General features: G+C 55.3%; 15 protein-coding genes and 1 tRNA gene. 7 read left to right on the top strand and 9 right to left on the bottom strand.

The annotated features are described in order from the left end of the window. Positions 1–155: 155 nt before the first annotated feature. On the bottom strand, positions 156–1145 hold the full coding sequence (galT, locus tag VAE57_RS14220) for a galactose-1-phosphate uridylyltransferase (RefSeq protein WP_322822528.1): 990 nt from the start codon (positions 1143–1145) through the stop codon (positions 156–158). A gap of 501 nt (positions 1146–1646) precedes the next feature. On the opposite strand from galT, the gene VAE57_RS14215 reads away from it, so the two are divergent. The 6 genes from VAE57_RS14215 (at position 1647) to VAE57_RS14190 (ending at position 6828) form a co-directional block, all read left to right on the top strand. Beyond that, the gene (locus VAE57_RS14215; protein WP_322822527.1) at positions 1647–2846 is read left to right on the top strand and encodes a hypothetical protein; all 1200 of its coding nucleotides are present in this window, start codon (positions 1647–1649) and stop codon (positions 2844–2846) included. Next, positions 2839–3297 (top strand): hypothetical protein, encoded by a 459-nt coding sequence (locus VAE57_RS14210; RefSeq protein WP_322822526.1) that lies wholly within the window; start codon positions 2839–2841, stop codon positions 3295–3297. Before VAE57_RS14215 ends, VAE57_RS14210 begins: the two co-directional genes overlap by 8 nt. Before the next feature lie 641 nt (positions 3298–3938). Continuing rightward, positions 3939–4364: a nucleotidyltransferase substrate binding protein gene (locus VAE57_RS14205; RefSeq protein ID WP_322822525.1), complete on the top strand. Its 426-nt coding sequence runs from the start codon at positions 3939–3941 to the stop codon at positions 4362–4364. Then, positions 4361–4702, top strand: coding sequence for a nucleotidyltransferase domain-containing protein (locus tag VAE57_RS14200; protein WP_322822524.1), 342 nt, complete (start codon positions 4361–4363; stop codon positions 4700–4702). Before VAE57_RS14205 ends, VAE57_RS14200 begins: the two co-directional genes overlap by 4 nt. 465 nt (positions 4703–5167) lie before the next feature. Beyond that, positions 5168–5872, top strand: a complete 705-nt coding sequence (locus VAE57_RS14195) for a FadR/GntR family transcriptional regulator (RefSeq protein WP_322822523.1) — start codon at positions 5168–5170, stop codon at positions 5870–5872. A 197-nt stretch (positions 5873–6069) separates the two neighbouring features. Further along, positions 6070–6828, top strand: a complete 759-nt coding sequence (locus VAE57_RS14190) for a sulfite exporter TauE/SafE family protein (RefSeq protein ID WP_322822522.1) — start codon at positions 6070–6072, stop codon at positions 6826–6828. Positions 6829–6900: 72 nt separating this feature from the next. On the opposite strand, the gene VAE57_RS14185 is transcribed toward VAE57_RS14190, so the two are convergent. From VAE57_RS14185 to VAE57_RS14155, 7 genes are all read right to left on the bottom strand, one after another. Beyond that, positions 6901–7092 carry a hypothetical protein gene (locus VAE57_RS14185; RefSeq protein ID WP_322822521.1) on the bottom strand — a complete coding sequence of 64 codons (192 nt, stop codon included), beginning with the start codon at positions 7090–7092 and terminating at the stop codon, positions 6901–6903. A 214-nt stretch (positions 7093–7306) separates the two neighbouring features. Beyond that, positions 7307–8443, bottom strand: coding sequence for a sensor histidine kinase (locus VAE57_RS14180; RefSeq protein WP_322822520.1), 1137 nt, complete (start codon positions 8441–8443; stop codon positions 7307–7309). Positions 8444–8593: 150 nt separating this feature from the next. Beyond that, entirely contained in the window at positions 8594–9292 is a 699-nt protein-coding gene (locus tag VAE57_RS14175; RefSeq protein ID WP_322822519.1) for a response regulator transcription factor, read from the bottom strand. A gap of 61 nt (positions 9293–9353) precedes the next feature. Further along, positions 9354–9430: transfer RNA gene (locus VAE57_RS14170), tRNA-Pro, on the bottom strand. 35 nt (positions 9431–9465) lie between these two features. Continuing rightward, positions 9466–9978, bottom strand: a complete 513-nt coding sequence (locus VAE57_RS14165; RefSeq protein WP_322822518.1) for a hypothetical protein — start codon at positions 9976–9978, stop codon at positions 9466–9468. A gap of 58 nt (positions 9979–10036) precedes the next feature. Then, positions 10037–11569: an MFS transporter gene (locus VAE57_RS14160; RefSeq protein ID WP_322822517.1), complete on the bottom strand. Its 1533-nt coding sequence runs from the start codon at positions 11567–11569 to the stop codon at positions 10037–10039. After that, positions 11566–12288 carry an LppX_LprAFG lipoprotein gene (locus VAE57_RS14155; protein ID WP_322822516.1) on the bottom strand — a complete coding sequence of 241 codons (723 nt, stop codon included), beginning with the start codon at positions 12286–12288 and terminating at the stop codon, positions 11566–11568. Before VAE57_RS14155 ends, VAE57_RS14160 begins: the two co-directional genes overlap by 4 nt. A gap of 295 nt (positions 12289–12583) precedes the next feature. On the opposite strand from VAE57_RS14155, the gene VAE57_RS14150 reads away from it, so the two are divergent. Then, the gene (locus tag VAE57_RS14150; RefSeq protein ID WP_322822515.1) at positions 12584–13504 is read left to right on the top strand and encodes a 2-dehydropantoate 2-reductase; all 921 of its coding nucleotides are present in this window, start codon (positions 12584–12586) and stop codon (positions 13502–13504) included. A gap of 225 nt (positions 13505–13729) precedes the next feature. Here the strand turns inward: VAE57_RS14150 and VAE57_RS14145 are convergent. Next, positions 13730–13962: hypothetical protein (locus VAE57_RS14145; RefSeq protein WP_322822514.1), on the bottom strand; the 233-nt coding region annotated here is incomplete at its 5' end.

Raw genomic sequence — 13962 nt, 5'->3', positions numbered from 1 at the left:
TACACGGCGCAAGTGCTTTGATAGTATCGTCACTGAGAGGAAATGCACCAGCCATGATTGAACCCTTCCAAATCAGACAAATCAATATTCCATATAGTTAAACGCTATTGTACTCGATTTTAATAACGATGTTGGCGAAGATTTATCAATAACATTTACTCACGAAGAAATGCGGCACAGGCTTCAGGAATACTGGGGTTGATAAAGATGCCGCTGCCAAGTTCAAAACCGGCCATATATGAAAGACGAGGCACGACCGCCATGTACCAGTGAAAGTAGCCATTTTCCGCTTCTTTAGCCGGGGTTGAGCGCAATACCAGATTAAAATCGGGGTCGTTGAGCCGATAGTAGAGGCGGTGAAACACCTCGCGGATAACATCAGCCAGCCCATCAAGCTCCGAATCGGCAATGTGAAAGAAGCTGGCACGATGCTTTCGCGGCAAGATCCAGATGTGAAAAGGAGACGAAGCAGCATAGAGAACAAAAGCCACAAAATCACCATTGGCGTAGACGATTCGTTCCCGCTGCGCCAGTTCATCGGCCAGCATCGCACAGAAGACACACTGTCCGGTATCGTCGAAAAAGCGACGCGCCTCTTCAATCCGATGGCGTACATCACCGGGTACAACCGGAACGGCCATGATCTGACTGTGCGGATGTTGCAATGAAGCCCCAGCTCGTTCACCGTGATTTTTGAAGATCACCACCTGCTCAATCCGGGGATCACTGCTCATTGCCAGTCCCCGGCTAAGATAGGTTGCCAGCACCAGCCGCACCTCAGCATGGGTCATCAACCCAAGCGTGGTATTGTGGTGGGGATGCTCAACCAATACCTCGTGGTAACCATAACCCGTTATGTTACGTCGTACACCCTCGAAGTGACGAACAAGCGGCCCATCACCGTGCAGTGCCGGATACTTGTTGCGAACAATCCGTACCTGCCACGGCCCGGTGATTGGATAGCGATCAACTTCGAGGTCGAGTTCTTCATTGCCTACGCAGAAGGGACATTGGGGATCGTGCTGAGGTCGCTCGGCGGTCAACAGTTGCTGACGATGTTCGGTAAACGAATTTGGACGACGGGCACGTTCGCTGGCAATGATAACCCATTCACGAGTAGCGATATTCTGCCGTAATTCGGACATGAACCTGCTCCACAGCGGACAAAGACCGCAGCGCCGCGTTATGCTTTGTATTGTAGCCGTGATGGGCAGGTTCGGCAAGTGGATATCTGTCGATCGCCGTTGTCTGTTGCATAGAGAGATAGCGCTTTTCATTATTATTCAATATCGGTAGTTTTCATGCTTAACAAGAGACGAATCGCTTTAGTCACTTATTCATTTAACAAATCAGATTTCAATTTGTTTAAAATGCTTGACACACTGTGTTTTGGCTAGATAAAATAATAACAAGAGACGGTTTCGTAACTAAAATATACGAATTACGATCTTTAATTCGTGATTTATTTCATCTATCTAATCAAATCAACACTATCTGATACTATTCAGGCACTCAACACATAGCAAAACACACTGTAAGCTGAGACGCCACCAATACCGTACTCTCTGCCAGTAGTATCTATAGCCAGCAGTGTTACCTGTTTGTAACGTTTATGCAGGTATTTTTTTCGTAAGGCAGGTATAGTAATGTATCGTTTGCGAGCATCCCTCGTTCTGTTAACCGGTGTGATCCTTCTCCTGACAGTGACGTTCTCTGCCACTCAGGGACAACCGCAAAATCTGATTCAGGATGGTGGGTTCGAGCAGGTGGCTAGCAATTGGGTAGGATGCGGAAATGTCGGTCTGGTGGATGCACAGGTTAGCGGTTCAGCATTTGTGTACGCGGGTCGTTACGCTGCCGCATCAGGAATTGACGCCGACGGGAGCGATTGTCCGCAGTTGCCCAATCTAACCACCCCTAAACAGATACTGCAACAACAATTGAGTATTCCGGGTAATGCACCGGCAGTGACTGTTTCCTTCTGGTACCGCGCTGCTGCCGGTACAGCAGTCGATATGTTCCTGGCACGTGGTCTCTACCAGTTCGATCCGAATCTCGGTGGTGTAAAGCCCGGTTCATTTGCCACCGATCTCCCTCCCGGCTGGCAACTTTATCGTACTGTCCTGACCGGCGAGAACCTTGATCGGGTGCGCGGCCAGACACTCTTCTTCTCTATCGTTATCCAGAGTGATGCTCCTGCAGAAGACAACGCCTACCTGCTCGTTGATGATGTCCGTGTCGTGGCCGCCGACCAGCGTACTCGCGCCTCTCCGCTACCACCGGCCTTGCGCGGCGATGGCAGTCGCCCATTGGCCGTGATTCGACGTGAAGGTGATAGTCGGTTCCTTTACCGGATGGACACCGATGGCGGCAACCGTACCCTGCTCTACCGCGGCCTGCTCAACAATGTGCGCAATCCAGTCCGGTCACCTGATGACCAGCGGATCGCTGTGCTTGACTACAACACCTGGCCCTGGCCAGTGCCCGACCCTGATCCGCAGAATAACCTGCCGGCTTCGGCCATCACCGTTCTCAATGCGAATGGTGGTGGGGTACAGCAGGTATTTCAAACGCCGAGCCGGAAGGGGTCACGTTATCCGTTTGTCGGCTTGCCAGGCCAAAGCGAGGTACCATCTCAGATACTACGTGTGAATCATCTGGACTGGTTGGCGACTGATCAGCTTGTCTTCGATATCGTTGGTTTCAACCAGTTCTGCAATGGGCAGGTGAGGTGGTGCAGCCAATGTCCATGTCGCTCTGGCACGCCCAACTACCACCTTTCCGACCACACTGGTCACAGCAGCGGTAAGACCTACCGCCAATCGCAATGGCTGGGTCTTGTTTGAATATTTTGGCGGACGAACCAACGGGATATGGGAAGTAGTCGCAACATCGTCTTCACCGACACCGGAACTATTGCTACCGGGCGGACGTGAAACTCAATCGGTCGGGTCACCTGATGGCAGACGCTTTGCCGTCGTGCACGACACCGTGAGTCCATCGGCAGATGCGAGCGAACGGGTTACCGCTATCATGGTATATGACCGCAACAACCTCGCGTTGCCACATCAGGTGCTCTTTGCCGACCATGGTCGCACCGTCAGATCGGTAAGCTGGTCACCGAACGGTGCGTACCTCGCCTACACCCTCGAACAGGCGAACGGTCAGAGTGACATCTGGTGGCTGGAGATCGCCAGTGGCGCAACCGGCCCCATCACAACCGATGGAGTGAGCCTTGAAGCGAGCTGGCGACCGGTCAGTATCTCATCGGCCTACTTACCGATGGTGACTCGCTAACGACAACGTGTCAGATCACATCCCTATCAAGTCACACACCTGTTTCAGAGGAGGAGCGGCACATTCGCTGCTCCTCCTTATTTATGGTGTATAATCGAAGCAAGGATACAATACGCCACCAGCTATCAGTGTGACAATATTAGAACCCATTTCATAAAAAGCTGTACTGTCGCGCTCTAATAACCATCTCCGGTGCCATCACGCGCTGAATAGGTTGCCTTGATCACTCATCATCCGCGTGTGGCGTGGTTTGGCGTGCGGCAGCCATGCTGCCGCGCCAGCCGTGCTCACGATCTGGCACGTGTCACGTCGTTGACCCGGCTGGTCACGCGGGTGCCGGGTGTGCTCGTCACAATCAAGGAATCGGTCGGCAATGAATAAGATACCTTCATAGGAGATGTTTTTGAAACAGGTTCTACTATCAGTAAACCTCATGAAACTAGGAGAGGATTGTCGTCCTTACATTATTAATATCTTCATCGAACAAAAATATGCAGGAAACGAGCTTACAGTATTTCGCGAAGCAGGAACACTCTATGCCACCTAAAATACCATGATCATAAGGTTATGTACAAACCTATTGTTTTGATAATGCATGTTATGGTTTCAGAGTAGCGAAGCCTGGAAAGTGATATAATAGTATGAACTCACAAGATATTCGCTGGATACAAAGGTTCAAACATTTTACAAAAGCATTGCTGCAACTTGAACAGGCAGTAGAACTATCTCGCACTAGAGCACTTTCAGATTTAGAAAAACAAGGACTCATCCAGGCTTTTGAATATACGCATGAACTGGCGTGGAAAACCCTAAAAGATTTTCTCGAAGACAAGGGCGTATACAATCTGTACGGCTCCAGGGACAGTACCCGCGAGGCTTTCAAGCGTGGCCTGATTGATGATGGCAAAGTCTGGATGGACATGATCAAGAGCCGCAATCTCTCTTCGTATACGTACAATCAGGAGATTGCCGATGCGATTGCCGGCAGAATCGTTGAACGCTATGTCACGGCCTTTCAGCAATTGTTGAACAGACTCAATATCATCGCTGAGGAAGAACGGGCATGAGATTTGGTCTTAAGGAAACAACTATCGAGCAGATTTGTACCGTGTTGTCGCATTATCCCCAGGTCGAAAAGGCTATTCTGTACGGATCACGCGCCAAAGGTAACTACAAGCCTGGCTCTGATATTGATCTGACCTTGACCGGCAATGAAGCATTGACCCTCGACGTGCTCTACCGAATTATCGATGACATTGACGATTTGCTGCTGCCCTATACCTTCGATCTCTCTATCCTGCACCAGATCAGCGATCCCGACGTGATTGAACACATCCAGCGGGTTGGGGTAGTATTGTACGAGAAAGGAACGGCCAATACGCATCTCCAGCCCGACGAGCACTGAATTACACGGCATCATTATTGATTATCAAATACGGTACGCGACCGGTCGCACGATGATCTGCGGGTGTCCGATCCATCCACGAGCAGTCGCGATTATTATGTCAAGTGTAACAAGGTAGAAGTCATGGCCCATCAGCCAAAGATGACCCTGATGCTGTGCCTGAACGATGTGCCGACGGACGTCAGCGCTGGTATGATAGGGGTCGTAGGGGCACGGCATGCTGTGCCCCTACGACTACGCCAATAGCAACATACCAGTGCCTCGCTGGTGGCACAACAGGAACGCTTTAGCTGGGGATGGGAACAACCGGCGCAAGCCTCACCACGATTGACCTTGAGGTTGAGGTGATGATTGCGCAGATACGACGATGGGAACAACCGGTGCAAGCTTCACCATGATTGACAGCCTGCTGTTCATCGCATATACTGAAACATCAGATGATATGATCTTTAGTCAGGAGTGATCATGTCAATTACCAGACAACCGCTCGTTGAACAAGTCATCGAACACCTCCGACAGCAGGTTCAGGCACAGGTGTACCCGGTAGGCAGCCGCTTACCACCAGAGCCACAACTAATGGCACAACTCGGCGTTGGGCGTTCGACGGTGCGCGAAGCGATTCGGGCGTTAGCCCACGAAGGGTTGCTGGAAGTTCGCCAGGGCGATGGCACCTACGTGCGTGCAGCGGTCACTACAGAACCGTTAGCAGCGCGTCTGCGCCAGGCCAAAGTGCAGGAGGTTCACGAGGTTCGGCGGGCGCTCGAATTGGAAGTGGTTGCCCTGGCCGCCGAGCGGCGCAGCGCCGATGATCTGGCGACGATCCGGCACTGGCTGGCAGTGCGTACCACCGCGCTGGCCAACGGTGATACCACTGCGGCTCTCAATGCCGACATTGAATTGCACTGCGCCATTGCCGGTGCCACGCAGAATCCAATGCTCCGTGATCTGTATCGGATATTTGCTGTTACCTTGCGCGATGCGCTGGGTGTGCTGTGGGAAGTAACGGCACCGGCTCGCGACGACCATTCTCACGCCGATCTGGTAGCGGCCATCGAAGCCGGTGACGCTGAAGCTGCCGTTACGGTGACCCGTCAGATTCTGGCTCGCCACGAAGCGACGATTTATCGCTATAGCACAGAGGAAGTGCGCAGGCAGGGAGCTGAACGGTAGAACAAGCAGGGAAAACCGGTATGGCGTTGAATGTCGCTCAGCTACTAATGAACACGTACTCGATGTTAACGACAACACCGGCAGGTACACGCAGTCAGCAGTCGGTCATTATTCGCCGCCGGTGTTGTCAATATGTCAGTCTTTTTTATCGCTCTTAAACATCAGATCATCAGATGAATTGAAAGGTGTTCCGTAGGATGGATGTGTTCGATTTCGGTCTTATCTTTGGCGCAGCACTGCTGGCTGGTGCACTCAATGCCATTGCCGGCGGCGGTAGCTTCTTTTCGTTCCCGGCCCTGCTGGTGGCCGGCGTACCGCCGATTATCGCTAATGCTACTAACGCGCTTGCCCTCTGGCCAGGAACCCTGGCCAGTGTTGGCGCGTACCGCCAGGAACTGCACGGTCAGCAACGCGACATCTGGCTCTTCAGCGGGCTGAGTCTGATCGGTGGATTGGTTGGGGCGGTCCTGTTGCTCTATACCGACGAGCGCCGATTCACGGCCTTAATTCCCTATCTGTTACTTTTTGCGACCCTGATCTTTACGTTTAGCCCCCAGATCACGCGCTTGACCCGTTACGTTGCAGGCACCCATGACGGCAGCCAGCGCTTGCTGGTTGTGATCGTCTATGTCGCAATTGCCATCTACGGCGGCTTTTTTGGTGCCGGGTTGGGCATTTTGACCCTGGCAGCTCTGTCGTTGCTTGGCTACGACAATATCCATCGGATGAATGCCCTGAAGACGCTTCAGGCGGCGCTGGTGAATGGGATTGCGGTTGTGACCTTCGTTGCCACCGGCCTGATTGCCTGGATGCCAGCACTGGTGATGATTGGCGGTGCAATCGTTGGTGGTTACGGCGGTGCAGCAATCGCGCAGCGGATTGATGCCGGTCGGGTGCGAACTGCCGTAGTCTGGTTGAGTATTGGGCTTACGATCTGGTTTTTTGTGCGTGGGTAGAAGTTATCTCATTAACGACTGACAGACTCCATAATCGTGACGAGCACTCTCGGCCCCCCGCGACCAGCCGGATCAACAGTGTACCACGCGCCGGATCGGGAGTACGTCTGGCGCGGCAGCATGGCTGCCGCACGCCATACCTCGCGACACGCGCATACCGAGCGGGGAAGGCAAGCCATCCAGCACCCCTGTGACCAGGATGGGGAGTGGTGTACCACGCGCCGGATCGGGAGTACGGCTGGCGCGGCAGCATGGCTGTCGCACGCCATACCTCGTGACACGCGCATGACGAGTGGGCAAGGGAACCAATCCAGCGTGTGATGGCCCTGAAGATGGTCGGCAACCCACCTCGTTGCGATGGAGACAGACTGGAAGCAGGATATGCTGGCTTTGGTGGTTGGCATGCGTTCATGCGCCTGTGCGACCACCTGGGTGCATGACAAGCGCAGCTTTTATGAAATATGTTCTAGCACCCGCGCTACGCTGCCGGCAGTGTAAACCAGAAGGTCGAGCCATGCCCTTCCTGACTACTCACCCAAATGCGGCCACCGTGGCCTTCGACCAGGTGCCTGGCAATTGCCAGCCCCAACCCGGAACCACCAGCGTGGCGGGTGCGCGCCCGATCAACTTTGTAGAAGCGCTCGAAGATGCGTGGAATATCGCGACTGGGAATCCCGATGCCGGTGTCGCTAACCTTGATCAGCAACCACGTACCCGCCGGATGCGGAGGACGATCAGACCGTGAAGTTTGTTCATCATCACGCAGGGTCAACACTTCAGCCGCTACCGTGATGGTGCCACCTTCAGGTGTAAACTTCACCGCATTGTGGAGTAGATTCAACAATACCTGACCAATTCGATCACCGTCCATCAGCGCCAGTGGCAAATCGTCCGCCGGCTCGACGCAGATCATTTGTCGTTTACGATCGGCCTGGGGGCGAATACGCTCAACGGCACGTTCAATCACCGGCCAGAGCGGTAGCGGTTCCAGCTTGAGCGAGACTCGTCCCGACTCCAGGCGGGAAAGCTCGTGCAATTCGTCAACCAGTTGGGTGACGGCATCAATCTCTTGCGCCATCTGCTCCAGCATCCGGCTGGCAATGTCGGGTGGCGGCGCTGACTGTACCGTCTCCACCAGCAACTTGAGCGAAGCCAGTGGCGTACGTAACTCGTGCGATACATTCGCCACCAGATCACGCCGCGCACGTTCAAGCATACTGATTTGCGTCAGGTCGCGAATTGTGATCAGGGCACCAACCGGCTTCCCAACCCCTTCCCGCAATGGCACGTAGTGCAGATGTAACGTCCGCCCGGTTGTGATTGGACGGATCGTCAATTCACGATGTTCGCCATCGCTGAGCACATCAGAGGCTAACTGATCGGCTTGATGATCGCGGAGCATTGTAATCAGGCCGCTGTCTTGCACCGGCGATTGAGTAGCCAGGAGATGAAGCGCGGTGTCGTTGTGAAAGACGATACGGCGTTCGGCATTGATCACAATCACACCGGTATCAATCGCTGCTGCCAGTGCCAGAAAGAGGGGTTGACGATGAATGGCTAACAACGCAAGTTGCGGATCTGACGTTATCACTTCTGATCTGGCAGATGAGGTCATGGAGTGTTCCTGACTAACAGGTGTAGAGGGATGGCTAACCAATGATGAATGCCTCTTCTGGTGTCGGCGATACATACTGACGATAAACCCAACCGCCAGTACAATCGTCGCTCCCATCAGCATCCATTCCAGCAGCATCATTGGTGCAATTTACGCCTCGTCAGGTGGTGGTTCAAACCGATACCCAACCCCTCGCACCGTCTGGATATAAACCGGTTTGCCAGGGTCTGGCTCTATCTTCTCGCGCAGCCAGCGGATATGGACATCGACAGTGCGACTATCACCGATGAAGTCCTGACCCCATACCCGTTCAAGCAACAGATCGCGTGTCAGGGCAATCCCACGGTTGCGCATCAGACAGGTGAGCAGATCGAATTCTTTCTGCGGGAGATTCAGTTCCTGGCCATTCCGCCAGGCCCGCCGGCTGCTGGTGTCCACCCGGATTATCCCGGCCTCTAGCACTTCGCGCACAATCGAATGAGGCTGTCGTTCGCTGCGCCGCAGGATCGCCCGCACACGAGCAAGGAACTCGCCGAGGCTAAATGGTTTGCCCATGTAGTCATCAGCCCCCAGCTCCAGACCGGCGATCCGATCAACCTCGTCCTGACGAGCCGTGAGCATGATGATCGGTACATCGCTTTCTTGACGCAGAATCCGACAGACCGAGAAGCCGTCGAGGCGGGGCAGCATAATGTCGAGGACAACGAGATCGGGTTGATCACGACGAGCACGGTCGAGACCTTGAACACCATCAGCGGCGACAATGACGGCATAGCCTTCGCGTTCGAGGTTGTAGCGTAGTGTCTCGGCCAACGTGGTTTCGTCTTCGACGATGAGGACCGTCGCCATAGTTACTCCACACATAAAGACCGCCGCTTGTGAGTCGGCGGTCATTGCCACGTGGCGAATGTGGTCGGGGCGGAGGGATTTGAACCCACGACCCCCGCGTCCCAAACGCGGTGCTCTACCAGGCTGAGCCACGCCCCGACGCCATTAAGATTAACAGCAGTGACGCCATTTTGTCAAGCGTCATCGCCTGGCTCCGGCGGAACAACCGGCGGCCCAGCACGTGGTTGTAGTTGCAGGCGCGCCCGCACGCGAGCCATTTCCCCAACGGCCAGGCGAGCTTCGGCCAGCCATTCACGGTGTTCGTAGGCAAAGGCACGCGCAATGTAGGCAAGCGCACTACTACGTGTATCGGCAATCCCGACTGCAACCAGCAGATCGAGCAGTTCACGCTCGGCACGACCGAGACGAGTCATGACCGGTACCGTGCGTGTGGTAAAGAGCACTTCGTGATCGGCAGATCGCATCCCCCAGGCCACCGGCAGACCGGTCTGACGTTCAATTTCGCGGGCAATGCGCATCCGCTGACGGCGCGTCTGCTCGCGCAAGAGTGGAATGTCTTCGAGCGGGCGGTTGATATGGAGAATGATCAGCAATTCATCACTGTACCGGCGAATGTCAGGCAGTCCGGCCCGCACTTCAATCGGTAAATACTGGTTAATGAGATGTTGGATCTCTTCATCGTGCATTGAGTGTGTCCTTACGGAGCAAATGGCACCATGGGATGATGATACCACGAATTCACATCTATGTTCGGCGCCCGGTTATCTCTCGCATTACCAGGGCGGCCAGGAGGCCAACCAGGCACGCTGCTGCCCCGAAGAGAAATGTCTCCCCGATGACCTGTGCCGCAATCTCCATCAAAAAACGAGCCGGCTCGGTGACGGCGAGCGGGTTGTCAGCGCCAGCCCGCCGCAGCTCGTCCTGGCGGTGAACTCCCCACAGAGTGAGGATTGCTACACCAACCGTCATGCCCACCAGACGCAAGGCGATCACCAGGGCCGAGGCTGCACCGCGGCGATCTTCACCGGCAGAGGCAATCACTGTGTCGGCGACCGGTGCGATCACCAGGCCCAGACCAATACCGGTCAACGCCAGTTCCAGACCCATCCGCAGATAGGTCGCGTCCGGCCCCCAAAACGCCATCAGGCCATAGCCAATGATAGCCAGTCCTAAGCCCAACAGTGCTGGCAGCCGTGCCCCAAACCGTCCGGTAAGCAGTCCGCCGGGCAGTGCGGCAGCCGCCATTGTCAGGGTCAATGCTGAGAGCATCCAGCCGGCATCCCAGGCGGCGATACGGAGAATGTCGCTATCGGTCGGATGGTACAGCAACAAACGGGTGTTGATGTAGAGAGGTACATTCGTGATCGCAATTGCCAGTCCGAACCCAACCATCACGTTGATCACGCAGGCCATCGCGGTATGGCGGCGGGTGAATAGTTCCAGGCCAATCAGTGGATCGTCACTGCGGCGCTCGACCCAAACGAAGAGTGCCAGCAATAGCAGGGAGACTATCACCAGCGGCCCGGCGTAGGGCGGTGGCCCCAGACGCTCACCGTAGAAATCGGTCGCGCCTAGCTCGCTTCCGGCTGCCAGACCGATATTCAACGCAACGAGGCTGGCGCTCAACAACAACATACCCGGCCAATCGAAACGACCGACCCGCGGCGGGGTCGGCACCTGACGCAGCGCATACCACGTCAAGGCTAAGGCTACCAGACCAATGGGCAAATTGAGCCAAAACAGGAGCCGCCAGTCGTCAAAGATGCGCATAAGCACACCGCCGTAGAGGTGCCCGACCATCCAGCCGGCGGTATCAACGGCACCGATCAGACCGAGCGCGGCTGCCCGTTGTCCTGGCGGGAAGAGATCGCCAACCAGGGCCATTGAGACCGGCACCATCGCTCCGGCCCCAAACGCCTGAATCAGCCGTCCGATGATCAGCATCGTCAGATTCGGCGCGGCTGCCACCCAGGCTGAACCGATGAGGAACACGACCAGGCAGATCAGATACACCATCCGCCGGCCAAACAGATCAGACAGCCGCCCCATGAAGGTCATACTCACCGTGTAGGCCAGCAAATAGCCACTCACCGCCCAGGAAGCCCGATTCAACTCCGTATCCAGCGAAAGACGCAGGTCAATCATGACCTTCGGTAATGCAGCACTGATCACCGTCAGGTCAACTGCGCCGATGAAGATCGCCAGACAGACCAGCCCCAGGGTTAACCGTGGATCGACCGGACGGGTTTCAACCGTTGGCAAGGCAGGATTTTTCATGGACATTGCACCGGTTCACGAACATCAACCGCTTTGTCATAGTCACTGAACTCAAGCGTCCAGGTGGTGGGGCTAGTGGCATCAGTGGCGGTATCGACCAGTACCACGCGACTGGCACGCAGCGTCTCTTGATCCGCCCAGAGATCGGTGGTCACCGGCCCGGTACCCAGGAGATTGAGGCTAATCGCACGCAACGCATCGGCAGGCAGAGTCCCCCGCAGATGGTAATGCGGACGGCCATTTACATCTTCAATCCCAACCAGAGTTACGTCAGCAAAGGCATTGGCAAGCAATGCTTCAATCCCAACATCAGGGGCAAACAGCACTGCCGGATCGAAGGTCGAACCGGCCTGCAAGCACATCCACTGACGGGTAATCGGGTTGGTAGCGTATTGTTTACCGGCCAGCGAGACGGTGCGAATCTCGCCAATTGCACTGCCAAGGGTGATGTTAAGAATGGAGAGAACGGCGTCGGGACGGCGCAAATCACCTTCGATGCTGTTGAGAATAGTCACGCCACCGGCATCGAGCGCGACCGGCTTGCCACTCAGAGTAATACGGAAATGAGCACTCTGACTATTCTGCGTCGCCTGCCCGATAGCAGCCGCCAGTGCGCGTGGATCAGGGGTTGGGGTAGGAGTTGGCGGGGAAGCGATACCACCACAGGCCGCAAGCCATAACAGGGAACCAGCAATCAGCCATTTCCAGACATGCTTCATAAAGCACCTTTTCAGTTGCCGTGCTACCATGGTTGTGAGAATAGTATAACCTAAGTCGCTATCTTATATCACCACAGAGACACAGAGGACACAGAGGATGGGCATAATCCGAGTTGCCATCTAAAGGTGTAACGGAGCGCTTTTCTGAGAACTGGCTGCTACCCAGGCGGTTCATACAAGTATGCTGCACTGTGAGATGCGCAGCGTCGTGCTGTGCAGTATGGCAGTCAGCCCCTCACGTGGCCTGCTCACTGCGTAGGTGGCAACTTGGGTTGGTATATCAGAGGTAATTCCTATGAAGATCGCGATTATCGGTGCCGGTGCCCTGGGGAGCGTTATTGGATTCCATCTGGCCGCCAATCACGATGTCAGGCTGGTAGACCCGTGGGAAGAGCACGTTAATGCGATTAACGGGCTTGGCCTGCGCTGTAGTTTTGACGATCAAGAGCAGGTGCGTCTGTTGCCGGCTACGACCGGCCCTGACAACCTTGAACCGGTTGAGGTAGCTCTGATTACGGTCAAAGCAGCCCAAACGCCCTGGGCTGCTGAGATTGCTGCACAGATATTACAAGCGGACGGCGTTGCCTACACGCTGCAAAACGGTCTGGGTAACGCCGAACGACTCGCCAGCCAATTGGGAACACAACGGGTCGGGCAGGGGGTAACCACAATTGGCGCGACCTTGCTGGCGCCTGGTCATGTTCGGATGGCCGGTCGTGGCCCAACGACATTTGCCGCAACCCCCTCCCTGCAATTGGCCTACGCCATCGCCGATGCCTTTCGCGCCAGTTCATTACCGGCGGGCGTCGCAACCGATCTGGCAAGTCTGGTATGGGGCAAATTGATTGTCAACGCCGGAATCAATGCGTTAACGGCTCTGCTGCGAGTGCCAAACGGAGCGTTGGCGAACACCCCGGCTGCGGAAAAACTGGTGCGCCGTGCGGTGGAAGAGGCGGTCACCGTCGCCCGTGCTGCCGGGATTACGGTTAGATTGAGCGACCCGGTAGCCGAAACGCTGGCAGTTGCACGGGCTACGGCAACGAATCGCTCTTCAATGCTTCAGGATGTACTACGCGGTGTACCAACCGAAATCGACACGATTAACGGAGCCATTGTGCGCGAAGGACAACGGCTTGGGATACCAACACCGTTTAACGCCTTCCTCTGCGACCTGATCACTGCCCTCGAAGCAACTGCACTACTGCGGGTGAAGTGAAACTAAGGACGCGGACACACGCGGATTGAGCGGATTGGCGCAGATTATCCGCGTGTGTCCGCGTCAACCCGCGTCTATCCGTGTGCTACTGAGCAGAGTACGCGGATGGACGCGGATTGGGCTGTAAACGACGGAGCACAGGTTGGCTCCTGTGCTCCGTGTTCGCACCGTCACGTGATCATTGCCACGCCGTGCCGCTGAAGCCTATCACAACCACCATCATACTTACCGAAGGGTCAACGGCAAATAGGTTCTGAACAGTGCCGTGAACGACTGATACTGCCCATCATTCGCATCTGTGTACACTGTACACACACTATCCGCGCAGGCCCGCACCAGCCAGTAGTAGGTCTGACCGCGTTGAATGCTGGTCACACTGGCTAGAATTGCATTCGTGCTGGTACTATCACCGAACGGTATTGTCACACTGGTGGCCGTGCCGACGGAGGTAGTCGGGG

Origin of the sequence: Chloroflexus sp. (assembly GCF_034434295.1) — a bacterium.
GTDB lineage: Bacteria > Chloroflexota > Chloroflexia > Chloroflexales > Chloroflexaceae > Chloroflexus.
This window is presented reverse-complemented; position numbering and strand designations above follow the sequence as displayed.